Genomic DNA, 24,769 nt, shown 5'->3' with positions numbered 1-24,769 from the left:
GGCGTCAGGCGGTGGCTGCGATGCGCTTGACCACGGCCTCGAGGTCGGCGCGCAGCTTCTCGGGCAGCGCTGCGACCGGCGGGCGCGTCGGTCCGGCGCCGCGGCCCGCGAGGGTCATGGCCTCCTTGATGACCACCGGGAACGAACCCCAGGCCCAGGCCGCGCGCAGCGGCGCGAACACGTTCGACAAACGCAGCGCCTCTTCGTGGTTGCCGGCGCGCAGCGCGTCGTACATGCGCACCATGAGCTCCGGAAAGACGTTGGCGGCCGGCGAGATGGTGCCCTGCGCGCCGTGGAACATCATCGACAGCGCGATGGTGTCGCGGCCCGAGAACAGCAGCGCGGGGCGCGGCGCAGTCAGCAGGTATTCGATCGACTGCGTGAGGTCGCCGCCCGAGTCCTTCATGCCCACGATGTTGTCGGCTGCCCGCATGCAGCGAGCGAGCGTGGCCGGCAGCACGTTGACGCTGGTGCGCGGCGGGTTGTTGTAGAGCATCACCGGCAGCTTTGTCGCGCGCGCCACGGCGGTGTAGTGCGCGACCAGCTCGTCCTGCGTGGGCTGCACGAAGTAGGGCGTGATCACCAGCGCCAGGTCGGCGCCCATGGCTTCGGCCGCCTGTGTGAGCGCGATGGCGTCGCGCGTGGTGGCGCCGCCGGTGCCCGCGTACAGCGGCACACGGCCGTCGATGGCGCGCATCGACAGCTCCAGCAGGCGGATGTGCTCGTCGCGCTCGAGCGCGAAGAACTCGCCCTGGCTGCCGGCCACCGAGATGCCGTGCACGCCGGCCTTGATGTAGCTCTCGATCAGCTCGCCCACGCGGCCCTCGTCGAGCCGGTGGTCCGCGGTGAAGGGGGTGGCCATGGCCGGCACGACCCCGTGGAATTTCGATGTGTTCAAGAAAATGGCTCCGGAAAATTGAAGTCGTCGGGCGCGTCAGTCCACGCCCATCAGGTGGCCCAGCTGCACCACGTAGTGGCCGAAGGCGGCCGCCTCCTTGGTGGTGCGCGGATCGCGCGGGCGCGGCAGGTCGATGCGGATGTCCTCGATCACGCGGCCCGGCCGCTCGGACATCACCAGCACGCGGTCCGACAGGAACACCGCCTCCGAGATGCTGTGCGTGATGAGGATCACCGTCTGCCGCATCTCCTGCCACAGGCGCAGCAGCTCGACGTTGAGCTGGTCTCGCGTGAGCGCGTCCAGCGCGCCGAAGGGCTCGTCCAGCAGCAGCACCTTGGGGCGCATCACCAGGATCTGCCCGAGCGCCGCGCGCTGGCGCATGCCGCCGGAAAGCTCGTGCGGATAGTTGCGGCGGAACTTCTCGAGCTTCAGGATCGGCAGCAGCGCCTCGACGCGCTCGTCGATGTCCTTCTTCGGCAGCTTGCGCACCTCGGCCGCGAGGCGGATGTTGGCCTCCACGGTTTCCCAGGGCAGCATGTTGTGCGTCTGGAAGACCACGCCCACGTCGTCGGACATCTGCGTCTGCGAGTGGCCCAGCACGCGCACGTCGCCGCCCGCGTCGGGCTGGATCAGCCCGGCCACCATGCGCAGCAGCGTGCTCTTGCCGCAGCCGCTCGGCCCGAGGATCGAGACGAACTCGCCGCGCGGCACGCTGAAGTCCACCTGCTCCAGCGCCCGCACGCCCTGGCGCGCGTCGAAGGTCTTGGCAACCCCGCGCACGCTGATGGCCGCGGCCATGGCGCCGGCCGCGGCCTCGCCGGTTGCGACGGCGCCAGGCTTCACTTCTTCGCTCCGACCCATCCGCCTTCGGAGATGTCGAAGACCACGCCGTCGAGGTCGCGGAACTTCATCTCGTAGTAGAGGCTTTTCTTGTCGTGCGGCAGGTCCATGAAGAAGGTGCCTCCGTTGTCCTCGATGGTCTTGCGCTGCGCGTCGAGGTCGTCGCACCAGAAGCCGAAGTGGTGCGTGCCGATCCAGTCCTTGCCGCGCTCCAGGCCTGCCGCTTCGTCGGTCTTGTAGTTCAGCAGCGCCAGGCAGATGGTGCCGTCCGAGAGGTACACGCCGTCGGCGATGGGCGAGTGCGTGGGCTCGACGATGGTGAGCCCGAAGACCTCGCTGTAGAACTTGGCGGCCTTGTGCGGATCGGGAACCGCGACGGCGATGTGGCGTAGTTTGGCCATGGGAATGTCTCCTGGAGTTGAAATAAGAAAGAGAAAAAGAGAAGGTTCAGAGCCCGCGCCACCAGACGCGCTTGGCGGCCAGCTCGACCAGCACGTAGAGCAGCCCGGCAACGGCGGAGATCACCACCAGCGCCGCGAACAGGTAGTCGGTGCGCGCATTGGCGTTGGCCTCGAGGATGAGATGGCCGAGCCCGCGCTCCGAGCCCACGAACTCGCCCACGATGGCGCCGATGACGGCCAGCGGCATCGCCGACTTGCAGCCGTCCATGATCGACGGCAGCGCCGAGGGCACGTACAGGCGGCGGAACGTGGTCCACGCCGGCGCGCGGATGGCGCGGAAGTGCTCGACCAGATGCGCCGGCGTGCCGGCCAGCCCGCCCATGGTGGCGATCACCACCGGGAAGAAGGCGAACAGGAAGGCCATCAGGATCTTGGAGGTGTCGCCGTAGCCGAACCAGATCACCATCAATGGCGCCAGCGCGATCTTGGGCAGGCCCTGGAACACGACGATCAGCGGATACAGCATGCGCCGCACCACCGGCACCGCGTGGATGGCCAGCCCCAGCAGCACGCCGCCGATCGCGGCCAGCGCGAAGCCGGCCAGCACTTCCTGCGTCGTGACCCACGACTGCGCGAGCAGCGCCATGCGGTTGCTCCACAGGCTGTCGAGCACCTGCGACAGCGGCGGCAGCAGGTAGCGCTTGATGCCGAACACGTCGACCGACTTCTCCCAAAGTACGGCCAGCACGATGAAGAGCAGCGCGGGGTCGATGAAGCGCCGCCAAGCTTCGGAACGCGGCACGGGTTGGTTCATTTGTCTTGTCTCCGGATCTCTGTTTTCTTGTCGTCGTCTTCTTTTCTTGTGTTGCCGCGCGGCGCTCAGCGCCTGGGGCCCCAGTCGGGCGGCGGCACCACGAACTTGTCGAAGTGCCACTGGTCGAAGGCCGCCAGGTCGTTCTTCCACACGCGCGGCGTGTAGGGCTCTTCGGGCGTGACCTGCACCATCTCGGCGTAGAACTCGCAGTAGTTGCCGTCGGGGTCCTTGAACACCAGGAACAGGTTTTCGCCGGGGCCGTGCTTGCCGATGCCGCGCACGATGTCCACGCCTTTTTCCTGCAGGTAGCGCGCGGCCTCCTCGATCTCGGCGAGCGAGCCGAGCTGGTAGGAGAAGTGCTCCAGCCCGGGGCGGCCCGGCGTGTAGGTGGCGCCGTGCTGCGGATCGCCCGGCGGGATCTGCGCGAGCGCGAGGTCGTGATGGTCGTGGCCGCAGCGCAGGAACGCCATCTGGTCCTCGATGTGGTCGGACACCTCGAGGCCGACGATCTCCGTGTAGAAGCGCACCGAGGCCTGCAGGTCGCGCACGTTGAGCACGACGTGGCCGAGGCGTTGGGGGCGGGGGCGTCGGGCCATCGCGGATTCCTTCATGTTCATGGCGTCAGCATTTCGTTGGTGTAGGTGTCCTGCGGCTTCACCTTGCCGTTCAGGCCGAAGGCCTTGTCGACGAACTGCACGGTGTTGCGCATGCGGTCTTCGCGCAGGTAGCCCATGCCGTTGGCCTTGGCCTGCGGATCGACCAGCAGGTCGGCCATGTCCCTGATCTGGGCCAGTGCCACGGCGCGGTCGGTGGTGGGGAAGGCCTTGACCATGAGGTCGGCCGCTTTTTCAGGGTTGGCGAGCGCGTAGGCATAACCGCGGTACGACGCGCGCAGGAACTTCTTCACCACGTCGGGCCGCTTGCCGATCACGTCCTCGCTGGTGGCGAAGCCGCTGCCGTAGGCGTCGAGGCCGAAGTCGCTGTATTCGATCCAGCCGAGCTTCACGCCGGCGGCGTTGGCCTGCTTCTGCGTGACGGCGCGGTTGCTCGCGCGCCAGCATTCGGCCAGGTCGATGCGGCCTTCGATGAGCGAGGCGTCGACCACCGCCGGGTCCATGCGCAGCAGCCGGATGCTGTCCTTGGGCTGGCCGTTCTGCTCGAGCCAGGCCGGCACCACGTTGTGCACCGGCGATGCCGAGCCGCCGCCGAGCACCAGCCCTTTCATGTCGGCCGGCGTCTTCGGCTGGTGGCGTTTGGTGTCGAAGCAGATGCCGGCCGGCCAGCGCGTGTTGAGCGCGCCGACCATGCGGATCTTTCCGCCGTTGGCGCGGTTGAGCACGAGGCTGATCGGGTCGACGTAGCCGAACTCGAACTGCCCTTGGTCGAGCTCGTTGGCCGTGCGGTTGCCGCCGTAGCCGCGCACGATGGTGGCGTCCAGGCCCAGTTCGCGGAAGAAGCCCTGCTCCTTCGCGACGATCACGCCCACCGAGCTGCCCTGCGGCAGCCAGGCCATGTTGTAGGTGATCTTTTCCTGCGCGGCGGCGGGGCCCGCGGCGCCGAACAGCGCCGCCGCGGCAATGCCCGTCAGGGCGCGCGCGAAAGCGGCGGCGAATCCTCTGCGAGGTGAATGCATGTTGTCTCCATACGTTGTTGTCGTTGTCTCTCAAGGCACGGGCCGGGTGGTCCCGGCTCCGGTGCCTGCGCTCAGACGCGCTCTGCCTGCACCTGGTTGGACAGCCGGCCGATGCCTTCGATGCTCGCGACCAGCTTGTCGCCCGCATTCAGGTAGACGCCGCGGCCCATGCCCACGCCCGTGGGCGTGCCGGTGGCGATCACGTCGCCAGGTTCGAGCGTGACGATGGTCGACAGGTAGGCGATCTGCTCGCGCACGGTCCAGATCATGTTGGCGGTGCTGTCCTGCTGCATCGGCTCGCCGTTGACGTCCAGGCGCATGTTCACCGCCTGCGGATCGGGGATCTGCCATGCCGGCACCAGCCAGGGGCCGATGGGCGCGAAGGTGTCGTGGCACTTGCCCTGGAACCAGTCGTGCTTGAACGGGTAGTCGCCGCGGATGTTGAGGTCGCGCGCCGAGATGTCGTTGACGATGGTGTAGCAGGCCACCGCGTCGAGCGCGTCTTCCACGGACACGCGGCGGCAGCGCTTGCCGATGACCGCGGCCAGTTCGACTTCCCAGTCGAGCTTGCTGGTCTCGGGCGGCATCTGGATGGTCTCGCCGTCGCCGATGACGGTGTTTGACAGCTTCAGGAACATGTAGGGCTTGCTCTGCGACTTGGCCGCCAGCACCGTGCCCATTTCGTTGGCGTGCGAGGCGTAGTTGGAGGCCGCGCAGAAGATGCGGTTGGGCACGTAGGGCGCGGCCACGGCCGAGGCGCCGCCTTGCACCGGCCGAATCGCGCCGGACGCCGCGAGCGACGCGGCCACCGGCGTGGCGTCGCGCAGCCAGCCCTGGGCGGTGCTCCAGTCCCGGAGCATGGCTTCCACGCCGCCCGAAAGCCAGTCCGGCGATGCAGGCGGCAAGCCCGCGGCCAACGCGGCCTCCAGGTCGTAGAGCTGGCTGTCGATCACCAGGGAGGGGGCGAGCCGGTCGGCGCGGCGGTAGGTGGCAAGTGCGATCCAGGACATTCGATGACTCCTATTTTTTGATTGAACGAAATCCGTGAACTGTATTTTGCATTCAGTATCTGCAAATTGTGTGCAATTTTATGTTCTCGTGTTCAAAGAGGTCAAGAATTTGTGGTGGAAGGGGCAAAGCGGGTGCGGCGAGGGCGCAAGGACGCATCGCCGGGCAAGCCGGCGATGAAGAAAGGGAGGACAGGGCGCCCGAGGGGCGCGTGCGCGTGTGCGAGGGAGCCGGGCATGCGCCGGCAGATGTCAGGCGGCTGCGCCGGAGGGCGTGCTTCGGCCGCCGTTGCCGAAGTGCTGCAGCACGTTCATGGCCGAGTTTGCCGCGTGGCTGTGCATGGCCGCGGCGGCGGCGTCGCCGTCATGGGCGAGCAGGGCGGCGACCAGCGCCTCGTGTTCCACGTGCGAATGTTGCAGGCGGTTTTCCGCCACGAAGAAGCCGCGCGAGCGGAACGGTGCCAGGCGCTGGCGCAGGCCGAGCGCGAGGTCCTGCAGCGTCTTGTTGCGGGCGCCGGCGTAGATGAGCGCGTGGAATTCCTCGTTCAGCTCGGCGTAGGCCTTGGCGTCGCCGCCGGCGGCGGCCTTGGCGGCCTGCTGGTGGACGAACTCGATGCGCTTGCGCTCCGAGGGCGCGGCGCGCAACGCGCACAGCTTGGCGCACAGCGCCTCGATCTCGCCGGAAGCCTCGAACAGGCCGTCCAGGTCGGCCGGTGCCATGGCCGCGACCGAGAAGCCGCGCCGCGGCAGGTGCTCGACCAGCCGGGTCGACGCCAACTGGCGCAGCGCATCGCGTACGGGGCTGCGCGAGACGCCGAAGCGCGTGGCGATCGATTGTTCGTCCAGCCGCTCGCCGGGCTGGAAGCGGTGAAGCACGATTTCTTCTGCAAGGCGGTCCGAAATCGTCTGGGACAGCGTTTTTCCGGGCTCGTTTTCCATGGGGGCTGCTTCTCTGGCGCGACAGGCATCGTCGGGATTCCTGCCGAATTGTCGACAATATTTTATTGTCGCATACAACTTTCGCCCGTTGTTACAGCCCCAGCGGCAGCCGCGCGCTGCTCTTCACTTCTTCCATCACGGCGTAGGTTCGCGTCTCCCGCACGCCGGGCAGCTGCCAGAGGACGGTGCCGGCGAAGTCGCGGTAGGCGGCCATGTCGGCCATGCGGGTCTTGAGCAGGTAGTCGAAGCCGCCCGCGACCATGTGGCATTCCATGATCTCGTCGCGCACCTGAACCGCCGCCTTGAACTGCTCGAACACGTTGGCCGTGGTGCGGTCGAGCAGCACTTCGACGAACACCGTGAAGCCCCGGCCCAGCTTGTGCGGATCGAGCCGCGCCTCGTAGCCGAGGATGAAGCCGTCGCGCGTGAGCCGCTGCACGCGCGCCAGCACCGCGGTGGGCGACAGCGCCACCGCCTCCGCCAGCTTGAGGTTGGTGATGCGGCCGTCTTCCTGGAGGATCTTCAGCAGGCGCAGATCGATGCGGTCAAGGTCGAGCATCGGAGGATTATCCGGCTCCCGCATCGATTTCTCGCGAAAGATGCGGCCTGTGAGAGCCGGCTATAGGAGATAGATCCAAGGAAATGTCCTTGGCCTACCCAATGCCTACCCTTGTCCGGATCAGCGCAGCGTGGTGCCCGGCTGCGCCTGGGCCTGCGCCGCCGCCTTGCGGCTGCTGTAGTCGGCGGCGGCCTGGCGGTAGCCCGGCTGCGCGGCATCGGCCCCGGCCTCGCCGTTCTGCTTGGCCGCCAGGCCCGACTGCAGCCACAGGCGCGTGTCGGCCGCCACGGCGGCGCGCGTGTTCGTCGAGACCGCGGCGGGTGCCTGCGCGATGGCGTCGGTGTAGCCCTGCGTCGGCGCGGCCTTCAGCCATTGCTGCGCGTCGGCGGTCACCGCGGCGCGGGTGGTGGAAGAGGCCAGCGGCACCGGACGCGGATCGCCCTCGGCGTAGTTGCCGGCAAAGCTGGGTGCGGCGGCGGCGCCCAGCAGGGCGGCAACGGCGGTGGTGGCCAGCAGGCGGGCGGTGGACGATGGCTTCTTCATTCGTAACTCCTTGAAGTGGTTGCTTGCGTGTTGATCAGCGAGGTCAACTCTACGAAGCGCATCCGCCGGATCGATAACCCGTCGATGACGGTTTTGTCATGTACGCCCGCGCCCTCGCGCGAGGCGGCCTAACGTCTCTTGCATAACCGCCAGCGCGGCGCGCATAAGCCATGGCGCAACGCGCGGCACAGGTCTATCGTTGCGGGCACCCGTTCAACCAAGGGATCTCTCATGAGCGAAAAACTCTCCTTCGTCAGCCCGACCGCCAACAGCCCGTGGGGCACCTATCTTTCGCAGGTCGACCGCGTCGTGCCGTACCTCGGCCCGCTGGCCCGCTGGGTCGAAACCCTCAAGCGCCCCAAGCGCGCGCTCATCGTCGACGTGCCGATCGAAATGGACGACGGCACCATCGCCCACTTCGAGGGCTATCGCGTGCAGCACAACATGAGCCGCGGCCCGGGCAAGGGCGGCGTGCGCTTCCACCCCGACGTCACGCTCGAAGAAGTGATGGCCCTGTCGGCCTGGATGACCATCAAGACCGCCGCCGTCAACCTGCCGTACGGCGGTGCCAAGGGCGGCATCCGCGTCGACCCCAAGAAGCTGTCGCTGCAGGAGTTGGAGAAGGTCACTCGCCGCTACACCAGTGAGATCGGCATCATCATCGGCCCGCACACCGACATTCCCGCGCCTGACGTCAACACCAACGCGCAGATCATGGCGTGGATGATGGACACCTACTCGATGAACGTCGGCGGCACCGCCACCGGCGTCGTCACCGGCAAGCCGCTGCACCTGGGCGGATCGCTCGGCCGCGTGAAGGCCACCGGCCGCGGCGTGTTCGTCACCGGCCGCGAAGCCGCGCGACGCCTGGGCATGGACCTGCGCGGCGCGCGCATCGCGGTGCAGGGCTTCGGCAACGTGGGCTCGGTCGCGGCCGAGCTCTTCGTCGAGGCGGGCGCCAAGGTCGTGGCGGTGCAGGACCACACCGGCACCATCGTCAACAGCAACGGCCTCGACCTGGCCAAGCTGATCCCCGTGGCCAACAAGGAAGGCGTGGTCGCCTTCAAGGCCGGCGGCGACATCGTGCCGAACGAAGACTTCTGGAACACGCCCTGCGACATCCTGATCCCGGCCGCCCTCGAAGGCCAGCTCACCGCCGAGCGCGCGCAGAAGACCACCGCCAAGCTGGTGCTCGAAGGCGCCAACGGCCCCACCGTGCCGCAGGCCGACGACATCCTCGCCGAGCGCGGCGTGCTGGTGGTGCCCGACGTGATCTGCAATGCCGGCGGCGTGACCGTGAGCTACTTCGAATGGGTGCAGGACTTCTCGTCCTTCTTCTGGGACGAGGACGAGATCAACGTGCGCCTCGACCGCATCATGATGAACGCGCTCAACCAGATCTGGGACACGGCGGACAAGCACAAGATCCCGCTGCGCACCGCGACGTACGCGGTGGCTTGCGAGCGCATCCTGATGGCTCGTCAGGAACGCGGTCTGTATCCCTGATCTTTTTTGCGCCCGGCGGCGCTACGCTCGGGGGATGAGCACCACCCCCGCGCAGAAACTCCCTCCACTTCCTGCGGACAGCGCCGCCCGCCTGCAGGCCCTCATGTCCAGCGGCCAGCGCAAGCTGCTGGGCCTCGTCGGCGCGCCCGGCGCGGGCAAGTCCACGCTCGCGGCGGCGTTGCTCGCGCTGGCGGGCGCCGACCGCGCCCAGGTCGTCCCCATGGACGGCTTCCACCTCGCCAACGTCGAGCTGCAGCGCCTCGGCCGCGCCGACCGCAAGGGCGCGCCCGACACCTTCGACAGCGCAGGCTATGTCGCGCTGCTGCAGCGCCTGCGCGAGCAGCGGCCCGACAGCGACATCGTCTACGCGCCCGAATTCCGCCGCGAGATCGAGGAGCCGGTGGCTGGCGCCATCGCGGTGCTGCCGACGACGCAACTGGTCATCACCGAAGGCAACTACCTGCTGCACGACGCCGGCCCCTGGGCCGGCGCGGCGGCGATGCTCGACGAGGTCTGGTACGTGGACATCGACGACGCGCTGCGTGAAGAGCGGCTGGTGCGGCGCCACCAGCAGTTCGGCCGCAGCGCTGAGGAAGCGCGGGCCTGGGTCGCCAGTACCGATGCGCCCAATGCCCGGCTGATCGCGGCGACGCGGGTGCGCGCCCACCACGTGCTGCCCTGGGCCTGACCGGGCCCGCGGTGAAAACTTTCGTGCCGGGCAGGGAACGCCGGCGCGCCGCCGCGCTCGAAGCCTTGCCGGCACGGGCGCCGGTTAGCATTCGCCGCTCCATGCCGTTCATGCACCCCAATCACTTCCGTTTTCTTCGCGCGCCGGCCCTCTGGCTGGGCCTGTCGTCCGCTCTCCTGTTGGCCGGCTGCGGCAGCACCGGTTCACGCGGCGTCAACTACGAGCCCGAGGCCTTCGGCTCGACCACCACCCACACCCGCGACTACCAGGCGACCGAGGCCGAGACCTGCGAGGCCGCGCGCCGCGCACTGCTGAGCCAGGGCTACATGATCACGGCGGCCAACGCCGACCTCGTGACCGGCCGCAAGAGCTTCCAGCCGGCGGCAGAGGTGCATGTGGAGGTCGAGTTCCGCGTGGTCTGCGCGCGCGAGAGCACCCGCGGCGGCGGCAAGGCCAGCAAGAACACCGTGGCCTTCGCGACGGCGCTGCAGGACCGCTACGGCATCAAGAAGGTCAACAACTCGGCGAGCCTTGGCGTGGGCGCGATCGGCTCGCTCTCGCTGCCGTTCGCCGGCAGCGACGACGCGATGGTCAAGGTCGCGAGCCAGACGCTGACCGACGAGCGCTTCTACGACCGCTTCTTCGCGCTGCTCGATCGCTTCCTCGAAGGCCCGGAAGACGAGGCCGATGCGCCCCAGGAAGAAAAGCCCGAGAAACCGGCCGCGGCCCCGTTGCCCGCCGAAGGGCCTGCCACCACCTACCCCGTGAACTCGTCGCCGAACCGGGGCTGAGCCAGGGCCGGGCCGGCATCGGTCGCCAAATAATAAGATGAGTCTTACAATCCGGGCATGGCTTCGACCTCCCCGGATCCGGCGCAATGCGCCACGCGTCTTCGCAACTCCGTCGCGCTGCTGTCGCGGCAACTGCGCAGCGGCAGCGCCACGCCCGAGGGGCCGAGCGTGGCCAAGCTCAGCGTGCTGGGCCAGTTGCACCGGCACGGCCCCAACACCTCGACCGCGCTGGCGGCGCTGGAGCGCGTCAAGCCGCAGTCGCTGACGCGGCTGCTGGCCGAACTCGAAGCCGAAGACTGGATCGCGCGCGCGCCGCATCCCAGCGACGGCCGCCAGTCGGTGCTGTCGCTCACGCCCGAAGGCACGAAGCGGCTGAAGGCGATCATGCGGTCGCGTGAATCGGCGCTGACCGAGGCGATCGGCGCCACGCTGGACGCGGAGCAGCGTGCCGTGCTGCTGCAGGCCTGCGAACTGATCGACGGCCTCAGCGCCACGCTGGCGCTCCTCGATGCTTCCGGAGCGACGAAGCCATGAACGCCGCGCCCGCGCTGCAACACTTCACGGGACTCTGGCGCCACGGCCGCTGGCGTCCCGGCGTGCAACTGGCGGGCGCGGTGGCGCTTGCCTGGATCGTTTCCGTCGCGCTGCACCTGCCGGAGAGCTTCTGGGCCGTGATGAGCGTGCTGATCGTCATGCGGCCGAGCGCCGGCTCCACGCTCGACGCCGGCTGGGACCGCGTGCGCGGCACCGCGGCCGGCGCGCTGTGCGGCCTGGCGGGCGTCTACCTGCAGCACCACGGCGTGCCGGTGCTGCCGGTCACGCTGGCCGTCGTCATGCTGCTGGCCTTTGCCGGCGCGGCGGTACCGGGCCTGCGCAGCGCGCCCGTGGCGGCGCTGATCATCCTGTCGGCCGGCGGCATTCCCGGCCACTCGGCATTGCAGGTGGCGGTGCTGCGCATGGTGCAGATCGGCATCGGCGTGGGGGTGGCGCTGGCGGTCTCGACGGTCATGTCCGAGTACCACGCGGGCGCGCGCTTCGACGAAGGCTGCGCCGCCTTGCTGCGCGGCATCGCCAAGCGCATGGCGGGCACGCCCCGGCCCGCCGATGCAGAAAAGGAACGCATCGACGCCGGCACGCGCGCGGCGCTGGGACGGCTGGCCCTGCTGGCGGGCAGCGCCGACCTGGAGGCGCGATGGTGGCGGCGCGGTGCGACGGCGGGCACGAGCCGCACCTACCGCAACAGGGCGCGGCTGGCGGCGCGCATCTTCCAGGATGCGGTCGTGCTGGACCGCGTGCTGCGGCTGGCGAAGGGCGATGAGGCAGCCGACCCGTTCCGACAAGATGCGGCGCGGGCGGCCGGCAAAGCCATCGCCGGCATGGCCGACGCGCTCGCGGGCACGGTCGTTTCGCCGGACCTCGCCGAACTCGACCGCTGCGCGCAAGCCGCGCACGGCACCTTGCCGAATGCAATGCTCGCCGCGCCGCTGAACCTGCTGCTCGACGACCTGCGGCATCTGCAGCGCACGCTCGAACCCGCCCGCCAGGGCCCGCCCGGCCCCGGCTGAGACTTCGATTGACCCTAGAATCTTCCGGAAATCAATCGTTTCGGAGAGGGACGGGCATGGAAGACCAGTCGCAGGACGCGCGCTATGCGCCGCCGCAATCCCATGTGGAAGACGTGCAGCAGACCGGCCAGCCGCAGCCGGGCGAGCTCGCGACGCGCGGCAGGCGCTTCCTGGCGGCCATGCTCGACGGCGGCATCGCAATCGGCGTGCTGTGGCTGCTGTCGATGTTCACGCCCTACGACGTCTGGAGCGACGACGGCCGCAGCCTCTGGACGCCGCGCCTCGCCGACACCGCCGTCGGCATCCTGGTCTACCTCGTGCTGCACGGCTATCTGCTGGCCACGCGCGGCCAGACCATCGGCAAGGCGCTGCTCAAGATCCGCATCGCTCGGCCCGACGGCTCCAAGCCGTCCATCGGCCGCATCCTCGGCCTGCGCGAGAGCCTGCTGTTCCTGCTGAACATCGTGCCGATGATCGGGCAGGTCTTCGTGCTGGTCGACAGCCTGTTCATCTTCCGTGCGTCACGCCGCTGCCTGCACGACCAGATCGCCGATACGGTCGTGCTGCAGGCCTGAGCGTTCGTGCGCCTCGACACCCTCTACACCGCCGAGACCCCGGAAGGCATCGCGCTCTCGCTGCGCCCGGCCGGGCTGGTCGCGCGCGGGCTGGCGTACCTGATCGACTTCGCGATCCGGCTCGGCATCTTCGTCGGCATCTCCATCGCGGTCGGCATGCTGGGCAAGATGGGCTTCGGCATCCTGCTGGTCGCGTACTTCTGCCTGGAGTGGTTCTACCCCGTGGTCTTCGAGCTCACGCGCGCTGCGGCCACGCCCGGCAAGCGCGTGATGGGCCTGCGCGTGGTGATGGACTCCGGCCTGCCGGTGACGCCCGCCGCCTCGCTCACCCGCAACCTGCTGCGCGCGGCCGATTTCGTGCCTTCTTTCTACGGCGCGGGCATCGTCTCGATGCTGTGGCGGCGCGACAGCAAGCGGCTGGGCGATCTGGCCGCCGGCACGCTGGTGGTGTTCAGCGACCAGGTGAGCCTGCACGGCGGCGTGCCCGCCGCCGAGCCGCAGGCGCCCGCACGGCCGCTGTCCGCGCGCGAGCAGATGGCCGTCGTCTCATGGGCCGGCCGCGCGACGCGCCTGACGCCCGAGCGCTTCGACGAACTCGCCCGCATCGCGCAGCCGGTGCTGGGCCCCGACACTTCCGCGGGCGGCGGCGCTTCCGCGTCGCAGCGCCTGCTGGGCGTGGCGCAATGGGTGCTGGGCCGGCGCGGCGCAGCGGATGCACGAGGGAGCACGACGCGATGACGCCGCTGGATTTCGAAGCCGCCTACGCGCCCCTGTGGACCGAACTCGAAGCCGTCATCGGCGCGGCCGAGACCAAGCGCAAGTTCGACGGCGCCCGCCTCGCCACGCTGTACCGCCGCGTGTGCGAGCACCTTGCGCTGGCGCAGGCCAGGGCCTATCCGATCCACCTCACGCAGCGGCTCGAAAGCCTGACCCAGAGCGCGCACCGGCTGATCTACCGCCAGCACGACTACGGCCTGGGGCGCTTCGCCCGGCTGGCGCTGATCGACTTTCCCGAAGCGGTGCGGGCGCACCGCGTGTACCTGTGGGTGTCGGCGCTGATGTTCGTGGTGCCGCTGCTGGTGGCCGGCTGGGCCGCCTGGCGCGACCCGGGCTTCATCCTGCACCTGCTCGACGCCGACAACGTGCAGCAGTTCGACGCGATGTACAGCGACGACGCCGATGCCTTCGGCCGCACCCGCAGCGCCGGCGACGACTGGCAGATGTTCGGCTTCTACGTGATGCACAACATCGGCATCGGCTTTCGCTGCTTCGCGGCCGGCATCTTCGCGGGCGTGGGCAGTGCTGCGCTGGTGGTGTTCAACGGCATCCAGATCGGCGCGGTCGGCGGCTACCTGATCAGCGCGGGGCATGCGCAGAACTTTCTTTCCTTCGTCGTCACGCACTCGGCCTTCGAACTCACGGCCATCGTGCTGGCCGGCGCGGCCGGGCTGCGGCTGGGCTACGCGTGGATCGCGCCCGGGCGCCACACCCGGCTCGAAGCCCTGCGGCTGGCCGCGCGCCATGCGGTGGTGATCGTCTACGGCGTCATCGGGCTGCTGCTGATCGCCGCCGCGGTAGAGGCCTTCTGGTCTTCGGCGCGCTGGATCGCGCCGGCCGTGAAGTACGGCGTGGGCGGTGCCTGCTGGGTGCTGGTGCTGGCGTATCTGGGCTGGCAGGGGCGGCCGCGCGGCGGTGCCGAAGCGGCTGCGCCAAAGGAGTCCGGCCATGCAGGTTGACGGCCTGGCCATCGCGCTGCGGCCACGCCCCATGGCCGAGGCCGCGGACCTGGGCGCGCAGCTCGTGCGCAGCCATGCGCGCTCGGTCTGGCGCACCTTCCTGCCGGTGTACGTGGTCACCGTGCTGCTGGCCTTCTGCACCGTCGAGATCGCGGGTTGGCTGCCCAGCCTGCTGATCTTCTGGCTCAAGCCCTGGCTCGACCGCAGCCTGCTCTTCGTGCATTCGCGCGCCGTGTTCGGGCAGGAAACACGCTGGGCCGACCTGTGGCAGAACCGCCGCGCCGTGTGGGGCGGGCAACTGCTGCGCACGCTGCTGTGGCGGCGGCTGTCGCCCTGGCGCTCGTTCACCCAGGCCATCGACCAGCTCGAAGGCCAGCGCGGCGGCGCGCGAGGCAAGCGGCGCGCGCAGTTGCTGCGCGGGCGCCGTGGCGCGGCCACGGGCATGCAACTGGTGTTCGCGAACGTGGAGATGGCGCTCGATGTGTGCCTGCTGTCGCTGCTGTTCTGGTTCGCGCCGGAAGGCAGCACGCGCGAACTGTTCGGCTGGCTCACGCAATCGGACGCGCCGCTGCAGAGCCTGCTGGCTGCCGGGGCCTACGCCATCGTCGTCGGCGTGCTGGAGCCGTTCTACGTGGGCGCCGGTTTTGCGATGTACCTGAACCGACGGGTCGAGCTCGAAGCCTGGGACATCGAACAGGAGTTCCGCCGTGGGTTCCGGTGACATCCGCCGATGGTTGTTCGCCGCCGTGCTGGCCGTGTGCTGCGCGGCCGGCGCAAGCTCGGCCTCGGCCGACACGGCCCCGACGCGCGAGCAGGTCAGGGCGGCCGCCGAGAAAGTGCGCGCCGACCCGAACATGCCCGGCGTCAAGACCGAGAAGAAGCTGCGCTTCAAGGAGCGCGACGACGACGAGGAAGAAGAGCCCGAGAAGAAGACCGACAGCCTCGACTGGCTGCGCGACTTCGTGAAGGCCGTGGCCGAAGGCGCGCGCTGGCTCATCTGGGGGCTGGCCGCGCTGGCGCTGGCGTGGCTGGTCATTCGCATCCGCCGCTGGGCGCAAGTGCGTGCCGGCGGCGCGCGGCCCGGCAAGGCGCCGCTGCCCAGCCATGTCGGCAGCCTCGACATCCGGCCCGAGAGCCTGCCCGACGATGTCGGCAATGCCGCCGCGGCGCTCTGGCAGCGCGGCCAGCACCGGCCGGCGTTGTCGCTGCTGTACCGCGGCGCGCTGTCGCGCCTCGTGCATGCGCACGGCGTGCCGGTGCGCGCCGCGAGCACCGAGGGCGAGTGCGTGGCCCTGTCCGCGGCCCGGCTGCGGCCGGAGGCGCAGGCCTTCTTCGCGCGGCTGGTCGATGCCTGGCAACTGGCGGCCTACGGCGGGCGCCTGCCTTCCACCGCGCAGGTGCTGGCGATCTGCGGCGAGTTCGACCTGCATCTGCCGGCAACCCTTGCGCCCCAGCCCGGTTTCGCACAGGAGGCCGTCGCATGAACACCTGGGCGGTCCGCATCGTTTCGGTGCTCGCGCTGGTGGTGCTGGGCGGCTGGCTGGTCTCCGCCACCGAATGGGCCGACACCGAGGTGCCGACGCCCGCGAGCGAAGAGGTCAAGAAGAACGCCTTCTATGCCGTGCAGTCGCTGCTGCGCCACCTCGGCGCCGAGGTGGTCAAGCGCGAAAGCCTGGACGAAATGCCGCCCGCGCAGGCGCGGCTGGTGCTCGCCTCCAGCTACTGGGACATGTTCCCCGAGCGCGAGCAGCGCCTGCGCCGCTGGGTCGAGCAGGGCGGCCATCTCGTGATGCCCGGCTACCTTGTCAGCAACGACATGCTGGAGAGCTGGATTCCGCTGGTCCGCGAAAAGCCGGTGCGCCCGGAAGAGCCCAAGGAGCCCGTGGCGTCGAAGAAGAAAAAGCCCCGCTTGCAGCGCGACGAGCAGCGCGCCAAGGATGCCGACTGCCGCATGCTGACCGAGCCCGACACCGTGCCCGCGAGCTTTGCCAGCGGACGCGGCTTTCGCATCTGTACCTGGGCGGAGCCGGTGCAGTTCAGCCCCTCCGACAAGCGCCAGCCGCCGTTGTGGATGGCGCGCGGCGCACGCGGCGCTGAAGCAATCCGCGTGCGCGTCGGCCAGGGCACCGTCACCTTGCTGCCCTCGGGCGTGTGGCACAACCAGAACCTGCTGCGCGGCGACAACGCGCCGTTCGCCGTGGCAGCGCTGCAGCTGCGCACCGGCTCGCAGGTCTGGTTCGTTGCCGAGGAGGCGCGCGAGCCCTTCCTGCGCTGGCTCTGGCACAGAAGCTGGGTGGTCTGGGTCGTGGGCCTGCTGGCGTTGGCCGCCGCGCTCTGGCGCGCGGCCGTGCGCTTCGGCCCGCTCGCGCCTTCGGCCAGCACGCACCGGCGCTCCATGGCCGAGCAGGTGCGCGGCACCGCCGGTTTCCTGCACATGCATGGCGGCGATGCGCTGCACGCGGCGCAACTGCGCGCGCTGAACGAATCCGCCACTCGCCAGCTGCGCGGCTATGCCCGCCACGACGAATCGGCGCGCGCTGGCGCGATCGCCAAGGCCACCGGCCTGGAAGCGGCCATGCTCGTGCGGGCGATGGCCGACCGCGCCCGCAACCCCGGGGCCATGGCCCTCGATCTGGAAGTGCTGGAAACCGCGCGCCGGCGGCTCGATGCCAACGGGCCCTTCGTGCCTTCGCCTGCTTCCGCTGCATCTTCTTCCCCCTCCACACCCTGAACCGAGAGACGACGCCCATGCAAGCCATCCAACCCGAAGAACTGACGCGCGCGGCCCAGTGGCTGCAGACGCTGCGCGCCGAGGTCGGCCAGGCCGTGGTCGGCCAGCTCGAGGCGGTCGACCAGACGCTGGTGGCGCTGGTCGCCTCGGGCCACGTGCTGATCGAAGGCGTGCCGGGCCTGGGCAAGACGCTGCTCGCGCGGGCGCTGGCGCAGGCCATGACGCTGCGCTATGCGCGCGTGCAGTTCACGCCCGACCTGATGCCCTCGGACATCACCGGCCATGCGGTGCTCGACATCGCCTCGCGCGGCGAAGGCAGCCTCGGCACCCTGCGCGTGCACCAGGGGCCGGTGTTCACCAACCTGCTGCTGGCCGACGAAATCAACCGCGCGCCGGCCAAGACCCAGAGCGCGCTGCTCGAAGTCATGCAGGAGTACCAGGTCACGCTCGAAGGCACGGCCATGCCGCTGCCGCGCCCCTTCATGGTGATGGCCACGCAGAACCCGATCGACACCGAAGGCACCTACCCGCTGCCCGAGGCGCAGCTCGACCGTTTCCTGCTGAAGATCGACATCGGCTTTCCCAGCCACAGCGAGGAAAACGCCATCGTGCAGCTCACCACCAACCAGCGCGCCGGCAACCAGTTTCCGCTCGACGCGGTGCGCCCCTGCCTCGACGAGGCGCAGGTGCTCGAGCTACAGCGGCTGGCCTGCCTGGTGCAGGCCGACGAGCGCGTGATCGACTACGCGGTCCGCATCGCGCGCGCCACGCGCGACTGGCCGGGCTTGTCGTCGGGCGCCGGCCCGCGCGGCACCATGGCGCTGGTGCGCGCCGCCCGCGCCGCCGCGCTGATGGCCGGGCGCGACTTCATCACGCCCGACGACGTAGCGCGCCAGGCGCTCCCCGCGCTGCGTCACCGCGTGATGATCTCGCCCGATGCGCAGCTCGAAGGCGTGAGCGTCGACGCGCTGTTGCGCGCCGCCCGCGACAGCGTCGAAGCCCCGAGGCTCTAGGCCGGTCGATGCGCTTGGCTGTTCCGATCCCCGCGCGCGCCGCCGTGCTGGCGCTGGCCGGCCTGGCCGTGGCCGCCGCCGTGGCGCTGCTGCTGGGCGTGCCCGTGGGTTACGTGGCCTTGTTGGCGGGTGCGCTGCTCGCGCTGGGGCTCGTGTTCGCGGCGTTCGACCTGTGGCGGAGCCTGCGCCTCTGGCGCGCCGCGCCGCTGCGCATCGAACGCAACCTGCCGGGCGCGTTCTCCCTCGGCGTGCCGACGGTGCTTACGCTCGCGCTGGTGAACGAGGGCGAGCAGCCATGGCGGGTGGCGGTGTTCGACGAGCTCGACGCGCACTTCAGCTTCGACGGCCTGCCGCAGTCCGTCACCGTGCCCGGGGGCTCGCGCGTCGCGCTGCGCTACACGGCCACGGCCACGCGGCGCGGCGTGGCGCAGTTCGGCGCGACCCAGCTGCGCTGGCGCACCCGGCTCGGCTGCTTCGAGGTGCGCCAGACGCTGGGCGAACCGCGCCGGCTGCGCGTGTACCCCAACTTCGCCGCGCTGGCGCGCTATGCGTGGCTCTCGGGCGACCGTCGGCTCGCGCAGATCGGCATCAAGACCTATGCGCAGCGCGGCCTGGGCACCGACTTCCGGCAGCTCGCCGACTACAAGACCGGCGACTCGCTGCGCCACATCGACTGGAAGGCCACGCAGCGCCAGCGCCGCCCCATCGTGCGCGAGTTCCAGGACGACCGCGACCAGTGCGTGCTCTTCCTGCTCGACTGCGGCCGCCGCATGCGCGCCGACGAAGGCGCGCAGGCACTGCAGGCCAACAGCCACTTCGACGAGGCGCTCAATGCGCTGATGCTGCTGAGCTACGTGGCGCTGAAAGAGGGCGACGAGGTCGGCGCCATGACCTTCGGCTGCCCGCCCGAAGAACGGCGCGACTTCGCGCCGCGCAAGGGCACCGCCACGCTCAACGCGCTGATGAACCGGCTGCACGACATCCAGCCCGGCGCCACCCACTCCGACTACCTGCTGGCCGCGCAGGAACTGCTGCTCACGCAGAAGCGGCGCGCGCTCGTCATCGTGCTGACCAACTTCCGCGACGAGGACGCCACCGAGCTGCGCCCCGCCATCAAGCTGCTGCGCCGCAAACACCTGGTGCTGGTCGCGAGCCTGCGCGAACGCGTGCTCGGGCGCATCGCCAACCAGCCGCTGGCGCAGCCGCGCGACGCGGTCGACGTGGCGGCGGCCCATCTGTTCGAACAATCGAGGCGCGATGCCTTCGCGCGCGTGGTCGGCAACGATCCGCTGTCGGTCGACGTCGAGCCGGCCGACCTGGCGGTGGCGTTGGTGAACCGCTATCACGCCGTCAAAAGGGCTGGTCTTTTGTAGCCGTCCCTGTTCACAATGTTCGCGTTCAGCTACTCATCATTCAACAACTGACAGACAGAGGAGAAGAAGCAAATGACGGAATTGACCAACGCCAATCCCTATGCCGCGCCCCGCGCCGCGGTGGACGACATCTACGAAGACAACGCGAGCGTGCAGCCTGTGAAGCTGTGGTCCGCCAAGGGCCGGATCGGGCGGGTGCGCTTCCTGGCGTACATGCTTTATTCGTACCTGCTGTGCATCATCGGTGCCGGCGTGCTGGGCGGCATCATCGGCGCCGCGGGCCTGGGCACGCCGACCGGCATCGGCGTCGTGACCGTGCTGGCCCTGATTCCCTATTTCATCTTCTATGTGCTGGTGGCGATCCAGCGCACGCACGACATGGACTGGTCGGCCTGGACGCTGCTGCTGGCGCTGATTCCCTTCGTCGGGCTGATCTGGGTCTTCAAGGGCGGCACCCAGGGCCGCAACCGCTTCGGCGCGCCGCCGCCGCCCAACGGCGTCGGCGTCATCATCGGTGCGTGGCTGCTGCCGGTCATCGCCGTGATCGGCATTCTTGCGGCCATCGCGATTCCGGCTTATCAGCAGTACACGGTCAAGGCCAAGGCTGCGCAGGCCGCCAAGCCCTAACGCACCAGCGTCGACTTGCCGAACAGGCTCTCGATGAGTTCCACGGCCACCTCGGCCGTCTGGTTGCGCACATCGAGGGCCGGGTTCAGCTCCACCACGTCGAGCGAGCCGAGCCGGCCGGTGTCCGCGATCATTTCCATGCACAGCTGCATCTCGCGGTAGGTCGGCCCGCCGCGCACGCCGGTGCCCACGCCGGGCGCGATGCCGGGGTCGAGGCAGTCGAGGTCGAAGCTCACGTGCAGATGCGTGTCTTCGTCCACGTCCTGCAGCGCTTCGGTCATGGTGGTTCGCATGCCGTGTTCGTCGATGTGGCGCATGTCGAACACGCTCAGGCCCAGCGTGCGGATGGCTTCCTTCTCGTCGCTGTCGACGCTGCGGATGCCGATGAAGCGGATGGCCTCGTGCGCCAGCGCCGCGCGCTCGCCGCTCCAGCCCGTGAGCACCGAGGGCCCGTGGCCCAGCAGGCACGACACCGGCATGCCGTGCAGGTTGCCGCTGGGGCTGGTGGTCTCGGTGTTGACGTCGGAGTGCGCGTCGAGCCACAGCACGCGCAGCTTCTTGCCGCGCTTGCGCGCATGCCATGCCACCGCGCTGATCGAGCCGATGGCCAGGCAGTGGTCGCCGCCCATCATGAGCGGCACGTGGCCGGCGCCCAGCGCGCCGTCGATCGCGGCGTAGACCGAGCGGTTCCACGCGACCACCTCGTCGAGATGGCGCAGCCCGTTGGCCGGTGGCGCCCACGGCGTGGCGGGGCCCGCGAGGTTGCCGCGGTCGATCACCGCGAAGCCCTGCTTCGCCAGCGCCTCCGGCAGGCCCGCCACGCGCAGCGCGTCGGGCCCCATGCCGGCGCCGCGCACGCTGGCGCCGACATCGGTGGGGGCGCCTATCAGTTCGAGGGTGGTGGTGTGGTCGGTCATGCGCGGGCTCTCATGTCTTGCGGATGGGCTCCCCCGCTTCCGGGGCGCTGGATGTTGGCCCATTGTGCCGACGAACCGGCGGCATGCCCATGATCTGCCGCACGCCCGACGCGGTGAATGGCTGCGCCAGTTGCGCGAGGAACCGCGGCGCCACCTGCCCGTGGATGCCGATGTCCGCGGGCGGGCGGCGCGGCGGGTTGAACCAGGTGCCGAACAGCTGGTCCCACAGCACGAGGTTCTCGCCGTAGTTGCGGTTGCCCTCGGCCAGCAGCTTCGAGTGGTGCCAGCGGTGCAGCGCGGGCGTGCTGAAGACGCGGTCGAGCCAGCCGGTCCGCATCTCGATGTTGCAATGGGTCAGCAGCCCGGTCACTGCCGTCACCGCGCCCACCCACATGAACACCGCCAGCGGCGCGCCGAGCAGGTACAGCGGCAGCTGGCCGAGCAGCGCCTTGAACGCGCTGTCGATGAAGTGGAAGCGCCCCGTGTTCAGCACCCAGAGCCGCCGCACGCTGTGATGCAGCGCATGGAAGCGCCACAGCAGCGGCAGGTGATGCGCCGAGCGGTGCGCAATGTACAGGCCTAGTTCGGCGACCAGCAGCGCGAGCACCACCTGCGCCGGCAGCGGCCAGTGCGAAGGCCAAGGGCCGCCGGCGTTCCGCGCGGCTGCCACAGCCGTTGCCGCAGCGAGGGGCGCGCTTGCAACCAGCGCGGCAACGACCTGCGCGAAGCCCTTGGTCAGCAGCGTGTGCGCCAGGTTGCACGGCGTTTCGCCGTCGTTCGCGAGCCAGCGCGGCTCGTGCGGCATCCAGCGCTCGCAGGCGGCGATCGCGAGCGCGAGCGACAGGTACACCGTGTTGAACCACGGCAGCGGCGCATCGCTGGCAAAGGCCGCGCCCGCGCCCAGCAGCCCCGCGCCGTACAGCGCGGGCCACATCAGCCACGGCAACACCGCGCGCAACCGGCTGCGCGCCTCGCGAGGCGGCCGCGTCATTCGAATGCCCCGGCGTCGGTCATGCCGCTCGCGCGGGCCGGCCTGAAGCGCATACGGAACAGCGCGCCGCCCTCGGGGCCGTCGTGCACCGAGACCTCGCCGCCATGCAGCCGCACGATCTCCTGCACCAGGCTCAGGCCGAGCCCGGCGCCCGGCCCGCTGGCGTGCACGCGGTAGAAGGGCTTGAAGACATGCGCGCGCTGCGCGGGCGGAATGCCGGGGCCGTCGTCGATCACGTCGACGTCGCCGCTGGCGTCGACACGCACCACCACGCTGCCCTGGCCGCCCGCATGGTCGATGGCGTTGCGCACGAGGTTGGTCAGCGCGCGCGACAGCGCATCGCGGTCGCCGTCGATCTCCACGCGGCCGGCCTGCGGCTCGAAGGAAATGTCGTAGCCCGAGGCCAGCGCCAGCGGCGCCATTTCGGCCACCACCTCGCGCGCCATGTCGACCAGGTCCACGCGCTGCCTGCGTTCCTCGCGGCCCTTCATGCGCTGCAGGTCCAGCAGCTGCCCCGCCAGCACGGACAGGCGCGCCGCGTCGGCCAGCAGGCGCGTCTTCTCGGCGCTGTCGGGCAGGTTGTCGAGGCGTGTGTTGAGGATGGCGAGCGGCGTGCGCAGCTCATGCGCCGCATCCGCCAGGAAGCGCTCGTGGCGCGCATGGCCGTCGTCCAGCCGCTGCAGCGCGTCGTTGAAGGCCGCCACCAGCGTCGCCACTTCGCCGGGCACGTCGGACAGCGGCAGGCGCACGCCGCGCTGGTCGGCGTCGATCTGGCCGGCGCGCGCCGCTGCCGCGTTCAGACCGGCCAGCGTGCGCCGCACCACGAAGTGCGTTGCCAGCAGCGTGGCCGTCACGGTGATCGCCATGATCGGCAGCACCACCTTCAGCAACAGCAGCAGCACCGACAGGCCGAGGTTGCGCCACGTGATGGGGCTGTCGGCGCCGGTGAGTATCTGCACCTCGCCGGCGGGCGAATCGACCCAGCGCATGCGCGCGGATTGGCGCGGCGCGTCACCGATGTTCCAGCCCAGCCGCGCCTGCCGCACCTGGTCGAGCGTGTCGCCGATGCGCGCGAACTCGGGCGGGATGCGGCCTTCCACCACCTGCCGCCCCTGTGCGTCGCGCACCGAGAACCACAGCCCGGGCTGCGCCCGGCGCAGCGCGGCAAGGCGCTCGGTCGGCCGCATCGAGAGGCGGCCGTCGGCTTCGCGCGCCACGGCCTCTTGCAGGATCTCGACCGTGTTCTCCGGCGAGCTGAAGTCGATCAGCTGCCCCGTCGCCGCGAGCGCGCCGATCACCACCAGCTGTATCGCCACCTGCAGCAACACCAGCTGCCGGATCAGCCGCCGCTTGAGCGAAGGTTGCGCGCCCTGGCCTTGCGTGCCCGTGCTCATGACTGCGAGCGCAGCAGGTAGCCGACGCCGCGAATGCTGGCGATCTCCACGCCTGCGCCGGTGTCGGCGAGCTTCTTGCGCAGGCGCGAGACATGCGTGTCGAGCGCGTTCGACTGGATCTCCGCGTCGAGCCCGAACACCGCCCGCTCCAGCGAACTGCGCAGCACCGTGCGACCGGCACGCCGCACCAGGGTTTCCAAGGCAAGCAGTTCGCGGCGCGGCAGCTCCATGCGCTGCGCGTCGACGCTGGCTTCGCAATGCGTGAAGTCGAAGCTCAGCGCCGCGATGCGCAGCACGTCGGGCAGGGCTGCGGCGGGCCTGCGTAGCAGCGCGCGGATGCGCGCCAGCAGCTCTTCCACCGCGAAGGGCTTGCCGAGGTAGTCGTCGGCGCCGGCGTCCAGGCCCTGCACGCGGTCGTCCAGCGCATCGCGCGCGGTGAGCATCAGCACCGGGATATGGTTGCCGGCGGCGCGCAGGTCCGACACCAGCGAGAGGCCGTCGCCGTCGGGTAGCCGGCGGTCGAGCACCAGCGCGTCGTAGGGCGTGGCTTCCACATGGCGGCCACCATCGGCCAGCGTGGCGGCGTGGTCCACCAGCACGCCACGCTTGTGCAGCGCGGTGCGCAGCACCGACGCCATCTCGGGCTCGTCTTCCACCAGCAGGATGCGCACGGTCATGCTCCTTCGTAGAGAGAGAAATGCGACGCCGGGCGTTCTTCCGGCGTGCCGCACTCTAGGCAGGGTGCATTGCATGAGTATTGCGGCCATGCCGAACGCGAGGCGCAATGTTCCCTCCATGTTGTCGCCGGAAGATGCATTGCCCAAGCACCGGAGTACACATGCGCACCCTGCAGACCACCCTTGTCCTTGAAGTGATCATCCTGGCGGCGTCGTGCCTCTTCGCGTCCGCGGCCGCGGCCGAGGCATGGGCGCAGTTCGATTCGCCATCGCCGCCCGTCTACGACCCCTGCCGCGATGGGCGCTACAGCTATGGCCGGCCCATGAGTTGCGGCGAGTTGCTGCGCAGGCTCGACAGGGAGGAAGAAGAGCGCGCACGCCGCCTGCGCTACCGCGACCCCGACCGATGGGGCACCGACCCGTGCACGGACGGGCGCTACAGCACCGGCCGGCCGATGACCTGCGCGGAGCTGCGCGAACGGCTGGAGCGCAGGCGCTACATCGGCCCCTACGGCGCGCTGGGCGAAGGCGCGGCGCGCGGCCTCACATGA

Annotated in this window: 29 protein-coding genes; 15 read left to right on the top strand and 14 right to left on the bottom strand. The window is 69.9% G+C overall.

All coding sequences use genetic code 11. The annotated features are described in order from the left end of the window. Positions 1-4: 4 nt before the first annotated feature. The 10 genes from dapA to L3V85_RS30370 form a co-directional block, all read right to left on the bottom strand. Entirely contained in the window at positions 5-898 is an 894-nt protein-coding gene (gene dapA, locus L3V85_RS30415) for a 4-hydroxy-tetrahydrodipicolinate synthase (protein WP_237676338.1), read from the bottom strand. A 36-nt stretch (positions 899-934) separates the two neighbouring features. Then, positions 935-1,741 (bottom strand): ABC transporter ATP-binding protein, encoded by an 807-nt coding sequence (locus L3V85_RS30410; RefSeq protein ID WP_237676337.1) that lies wholly within the window; start codon positions 1,739-1,741, stop codon positions 935-937. Continuing rightward, positions 1,738-2,139, bottom strand: coding sequence for a VOC family protein (locus tag L3V85_RS30405; RefSeq protein ID WP_237676336.1), 402 nt, complete (start codon positions 2,137-2,139; stop codon positions 1,738-1,740). The genes L3V85_RS30410 and L3V85_RS30405 overlap by 4 nt, the downstream gene beginning before the upstream one ends. Positions 2,140-2,185: 46 nt before the next feature. Beyond that, positions 2,186-2,953: an ABC transporter permease gene (locus tag L3V85_RS30400; RefSeq protein WP_237676335.1), complete on the bottom strand. Its 768-nt coding sequence runs from the start codon at positions 2,951-2,953 to the stop codon at positions 2,186-2,188. Positions 2,954-3,018: 65 nt separating this feature from the next. Further along, positions 3,019-3,549, bottom strand: coding sequence for a VOC family protein (locus tag L3V85_RS30395; RefSeq protein ID WP_237676334.1), 531 nt, complete (start codon positions 3,547-3,549; stop codon positions 3,019-3,021). 17 nt (positions 3,550-3,566) lie between these two features. Next, on the bottom strand, positions 3,567-4,586 hold the full coding sequence (locus L3V85_RS30390; RefSeq protein WP_237676333.1) for an ABC transporter substrate-binding protein: 1,020 nt from the start codon (positions 4,584-4,586) through the stop codon (positions 3,567-3,569). A gap of 71 nt (positions 4,587-4,657) precedes the next feature. Then, complete coding sequence (locus L3V85_RS30385; protein WP_237676332.1) at positions 4,658-5,596, bottom strand: fumarylacetoacetate hydrolase family protein; 939 nt, start codon at positions 5,594-5,596, stop codon at positions 4,658-4,660. A gap of 249 nt (positions 5,597-5,845) precedes the next feature. Then, entirely contained in the window at positions 5,846-6,532 is a 687-nt protein-coding gene (locus tag L3V85_RS30380; RefSeq protein WP_237676331.1) for a GntR family transcriptional regulator, read from the bottom strand. 91 nt (positions 6,533-6,623) lie between these two features. After that, positions 6,624-7,091, bottom strand: coding sequence for an Lrp/AsnC ligand binding domain-containing protein (locus L3V85_RS30375; RefSeq protein ID WP_237676330.1), 468 nt, complete (start codon positions 7,089-7,091; stop codon positions 6,624-6,626). Positions 7,092-7,211: 120 nt separating this feature from the next. Beyond that, positions 7,212-7,634, bottom strand: coding sequence for a hypothetical protein (locus tag L3V85_RS30370; RefSeq protein ID WP_237676329.1), 423 nt, complete (start codon positions 7,632-7,634; stop codon positions 7,212-7,214). 231 nt (positions 7,635-7,865) lie between these two features. Here L3V85_RS30370 and L3V85_RS30365 point away from each other — a divergent pair, with 231 nt between their 5' ends. The 14 genes from L3V85_RS30365 (at position 7,866) to L3V85_RS30300 (ending at position 20,239) form a co-directional block, all read left to right on the top strand. After that, positions 7,866-9,140: a Glu/Leu/Phe/Val family dehydrogenase gene (locus L3V85_RS30365; protein WP_237676328.1), complete on the top strand. Its 1,275-nt coding sequence runs from the start codon at positions 7,866-7,868 to the stop codon at positions 9,138-9,140. Between the two features lie 34 nt (positions 9,141-9,174). Continuing rightward, positions 9,175-9,828, top strand: coding sequence for a nucleoside/nucleotide kinase family protein (locus L3V85_RS30360; protein ID WP_237676327.1), 654 nt, complete (start codon positions 9,175-9,177; stop codon positions 9,826-9,828). 110 nt (positions 9,829-9,938) lie between these two features. Beyond that, positions 9,939-10,619: a DUF2242 domain-containing protein gene (locus tag L3V85_RS30355; protein ID WP_237676326.1), complete on the top strand. Its 681-nt coding sequence runs from the start codon at positions 9,939-9,941 to the stop codon at positions 10,617-10,619. A 57-nt stretch (positions 10,620-10,676) separates the two neighbouring features. Continuing rightward, positions 10,677-11,153: a MarR family winged helix-turn-helix transcriptional regulator gene (locus L3V85_RS30350; protein ID WP_237676325.1), complete on the top strand. Its 477-nt coding sequence runs from the start codon at positions 10,677-10,679 to the stop codon at positions 11,151-11,153. Beyond that, positions 11,150-12,184: an FUSC family protein gene (locus tag L3V85_RS30345; RefSeq protein WP_237676324.1), complete on the top strand. Its 1,035-nt coding sequence runs from the start codon at positions 11,150-11,152 to the stop codon at positions 12,182-12,184. Before L3V85_RS30350 ends, L3V85_RS30345 begins: the two co-directional genes overlap by 4 nt. Before the next feature lie 56 nt (positions 12,185-12,240). Beyond that, a complete protein-coding gene (locus tag L3V85_RS30340) occupies positions 12,241-12,759 on the top strand; it encodes an RDD family protein (protein WP_237676323.1) in 519 nt (172 codons plus the stop codon). A 6-nt stretch (positions 12,760-12,765) separates the two neighbouring features. Then, positions 12,766-13,497 carry an RDD family protein gene (locus L3V85_RS30335; protein WP_237676322.1) on the top strand — a complete coding sequence of 244 codons (732 nt, stop codon included), beginning with the start codon at positions 12,766-12,768 and terminating at the stop codon, positions 13,495-13,497. Further along, positions 13,494-14,495, top strand: coding sequence for a stage II sporulation protein M (locus L3V85_RS30330; RefSeq protein WP_237676321.1), 1,002 nt, complete (start codon positions 13,494-13,496; stop codon positions 14,493-14,495). The genes L3V85_RS30335 and L3V85_RS30330 overlap by 4 nt, the downstream gene beginning before the upstream one ends. Beyond that, on the top strand, positions 14,485-15,216 hold the full coding sequence (locus tag L3V85_RS30325; protein ID WP_237676320.1) for a hypothetical protein: 732 nt from the start codon (positions 14,485-14,487) through the stop codon (positions 15,214-15,216). Before L3V85_RS30330 ends, L3V85_RS30325 begins: the two co-directional genes overlap by 11 nt. Further along, positions 15,203-15,979: a DUF4129 domain-containing protein gene (locus L3V85_RS30320; protein ID WP_237676319.1), complete on the top strand. Its 777-nt coding sequence runs from the start codon at positions 15,203-15,205 to the stop codon at positions 15,977-15,979. The genes L3V85_RS30325 and L3V85_RS30320 overlap by 14 nt, the downstream gene beginning before the upstream one ends. Then, positions 15,976-17,226 (top strand): DUF4350 domain-containing protein, encoded by a 1,251-nt coding sequence (locus L3V85_RS30315; RefSeq protein WP_237676318.1) that lies wholly within the window; start codon positions 15,976-15,978, stop codon positions 17,224-17,226. The genes L3V85_RS30320 and L3V85_RS30315 overlap by 4 nt, the downstream gene beginning before the upstream one ends. A 17-nt stretch (positions 17,227-17,243) precedes the next feature. Continuing rightward, positions 17,244-18,239 (top strand): AAA family ATPase, encoded by a 996-nt coding sequence (locus L3V85_RS30310; RefSeq protein WP_237676317.1) that lies wholly within the window; start codon positions 17,244-17,246, stop codon positions 18,237-18,239. A gap of 8 nt (positions 18,240-18,247) precedes the next feature. Then, entirely contained in the window at positions 18,248-19,612 is a 1,365-nt protein-coding gene (locus L3V85_RS30305) for a DUF58 domain-containing protein (RefSeq protein ID WP_237676316.1), read from the top strand. A 72-nt stretch (positions 19,613-19,684) separates the two neighbouring features. After that, positions 19,685-20,239 (top strand): DUF805 domain-containing protein, encoded by a 555-nt coding sequence (locus tag L3V85_RS30300; protein ID WP_237676315.1) that lies wholly within the window; start codon positions 19,685-19,687, stop codon positions 20,237-20,239. On the opposite strand, the gene rocF is transcribed toward L3V85_RS30300, so the two are convergent. The 4 genes from rocF to L3V85_RS30280 are packed head-to-tail and all read right to left on the bottom strand — an operon-like array spanning position 20,236 to position 24,218. Beyond that, positions 20,236-21,156 carry an arginase gene (rocF, locus tag L3V85_RS30295; RefSeq protein WP_237676314.1) on the bottom strand — a complete coding sequence of 307 codons (921 nt, stop codon included), beginning with the start codon at positions 21,154-21,156 and terminating at the stop codon, positions 20,236-20,238. The two genes, L3V85_RS30300 and rocF, sit on opposite strands and share 4 nt — an antisense overlap. Positions 21,157-21,166: 10 nt before the next feature. Next, a complete protein-coding gene (locus L3V85_RS30290; RefSeq protein WP_237676313.1) occupies positions 21,167-22,147 on the bottom strand; it encodes a sterol desaturase family protein in 981 nt (326 codons plus the stop codon). Beyond that, the gene (locus L3V85_RS30285; RefSeq protein ID WP_237676312.1) at positions 22,144-23,541 is read right to left on the bottom strand and encodes a sensor histidine kinase; all 1,398 of its coding nucleotides are present in this window, start codon (positions 23,539-23,541) and stop codon (positions 22,144-22,146) included. Before L3V85_RS30285 ends, L3V85_RS30290 begins: the two co-directional genes overlap by 4 nt. Further along, positions 23,538-24,218 carry a response regulator transcription factor gene (locus L3V85_RS30280; RefSeq protein WP_237676311.1) on the bottom strand — a complete coding sequence of 227 codons (681 nt, stop codon included), beginning with the start codon at positions 24,216-24,218 and terminating at the stop codon, positions 23,538-23,540. Before L3V85_RS30280 ends, L3V85_RS30285 begins: the two co-directional genes overlap by 4 nt. Positions 24,219-24,379: 161 nt before the next feature. On the opposite strand from L3V85_RS30280, the gene L3V85_RS30275 reads away from it, so the two are divergent. Beyond that, positions 24,380-24,769, top strand: coding sequence for a hypothetical protein (locus tag L3V85_RS30275; protein ID WP_237676310.1), 390 nt, complete (start codon positions 24,380-24,382; stop codon positions 24,767-24,769).

The organism is Variovorax paradoxus (genome assembly GCF_022009635.1).
In the GTDB taxonomy this organism is placed as follows: domain Bacteria; phylum Pseudomonadota; class Gammaproteobacteria; order Burkholderiales; family Burkholderiaceae_C; genus Variovorax.
The sequence above is the reverse complement of the archived record's forward strand: the minus strand, read 5'-3'. Positions and strand labels throughout refer to the sequence as shown.

Coding starts and splice junctions, on each gene's coding strand:
- L3V85_RS30405 (WP_237676336.1), bottom strand. CDS start 2,139: ATGGCCAAACTACGCCACATCGCCGTCGCGGTTCCCGATCCGCACAAG.
- L3V85_RS30400 (WP_237676335.1), bottom strand. CDS start 2,953: ATGAACCAACCCGTGCCGCGTTCCGAAGCTTGGCGGCGCTTCATCGAC.
- L3V85_RS30395 (WP_237676334.1), bottom strand. CDS start 3,549: ATGGCCCGACGCCCCCGCCCCCAACGCCTCGGCCACGTCGTGCTCAAC.
- L3V85_RS30390 (WP_237676333.1), bottom strand. CDS start 4,586: ATGCATTCACCTCGCAGAGGATTCGCCGCCGCTTTCGCGCGCGCCCTG.
- L3V85_RS30385 (WP_237676332.1), bottom strand. CDS start 5,596: ATGTCCTGGATCGCACTTGCCACCTACCGCCGCGCCGACCGGCTCGCC.
- L3V85_RS30380 (WP_237676331.1), bottom strand. CDS start 6,532: ATGGAAAACGAGCCCGGAAAAACGCTGTCCCAGACGATTTCGGACCGC.
- L3V85_RS30375 (WP_237676330.1), bottom strand. CDS start 7,091: ATGCTCGACCTTGACCGCATCGATCTGCGCCTGCTGAAGATCCTCCAG.
- L3V85_RS30370 (WP_237676329.1), bottom strand. CDS start 7,634: ATGAAGAAGCCATCGTCCACCGCCCGCCTGCTGGCCACCACCGCCGTT.
- L3V85_RS30365 (WP_237676328.1), top strand. CDS start 7,866: ATGAGCGAAAAACTCTCCTTCGTCAGCCCGACCGCCAACAGCCCGTGG.
- L3V85_RS30360 (WP_237676327.1), top strand. CDS start 9,175: ATGAGCACCACCCCCGCGCAGAAACTCCCTCCACTTCCTGCGGACAGC.
- L3V85_RS30355 (WP_237676326.1), top strand. CDS start 9,939: ATGCACCCCAATCACTTCCGTTTTCTTCGCGCGCCGGCCCTCTGGCTG.
- L3V85_RS30350 (WP_237676325.1), top strand. CDS start 10,677: ATGGCTTCGACCTCCCCGGATCCGGCGCAATGCGCCACGCGTCTTCGC.
- L3V85_RS30345 (WP_237676324.1), top strand. CDS start 11,150: ATGAACGCCGCGCCCGCGCTGCAACACTTCACGGGACTCTGGCGCCAC.
- L3V85_RS30340 (WP_237676323.1), top strand. CDS start 12,241: ATGGAAGACCAGTCGCAGGACGCGCGCTATGCGCCGCCGCAATCCCAT.
- L3V85_RS30330 (WP_237676321.1), top strand. CDS start 13,494: ATGACGCCGCTGGATTTCGAAGCCGCCTACGCGCCCCTGTGGACCGAA.
- L3V85_RS30325 (WP_237676320.1), top strand. CDS start 14,485: ATGCAGGTTGACGGCCTGGCCATCGCGCTGCGGCCACGCCCCATGGCC.
- L3V85_RS30315 (WP_237676318.1), top strand. CDS start 15,976: ATGAACACCTGGGCGGTCCGCATCGTTTCGGTGCTCGCGCTGGTGGTG.
- L3V85_RS30310 (WP_237676317.1), top strand. CDS start 17,244: ATGCAAGCCATCCAACCCGAAGAACTGACGCGCGCGGCCCAGTGGCTG.
- L3V85_RS30305 (WP_237676316.1), top strand. CDS start 18,248: ATGCGCTTGGCTGTTCCGATCCCCGCGCGCGCCGCCGTGCTGGCGCTG.
- L3V85_RS30300 (WP_237676315.1), top strand. CDS start 19,685: ATGACGGAATTGACCAACGCCAATCCCTATGCCGCGCCCCGCGCCGCG.
- rocF (WP_237676314.1), bottom strand. CDS start 21,156: ATGACCGACCACACCACCACCCTCGAACTGATAGGCGCCCCCACCGAT.
- L3V85_RS30290 (WP_237676313.1), bottom strand. CDS start 22,147: ATGACGCGGCCGCCTCGCGAGGCGCGCAGCCGGTTGCGCGCGGTGTTG.
- L3V85_RS30285 (WP_237676312.1), bottom strand. CDS start 23,541: ATGAGCACGGGCACGCAAGGCCAGGGCGCGCAACCTTCGCTCAAGCGG.
- L3V85_RS30280 (WP_237676311.1), bottom strand. CDS start 24,218: ATGACCGTGCGCATCCTGCTGGTGGAAGACGAGCCCGAGATGGCGTCG.
- L3V85_RS30275 (WP_237676310.1), top strand. CDS start 24,380: ATGCGCACCCTGCAGACCACCCTTGTCCTTGAAGTGATCATCCTGGCG.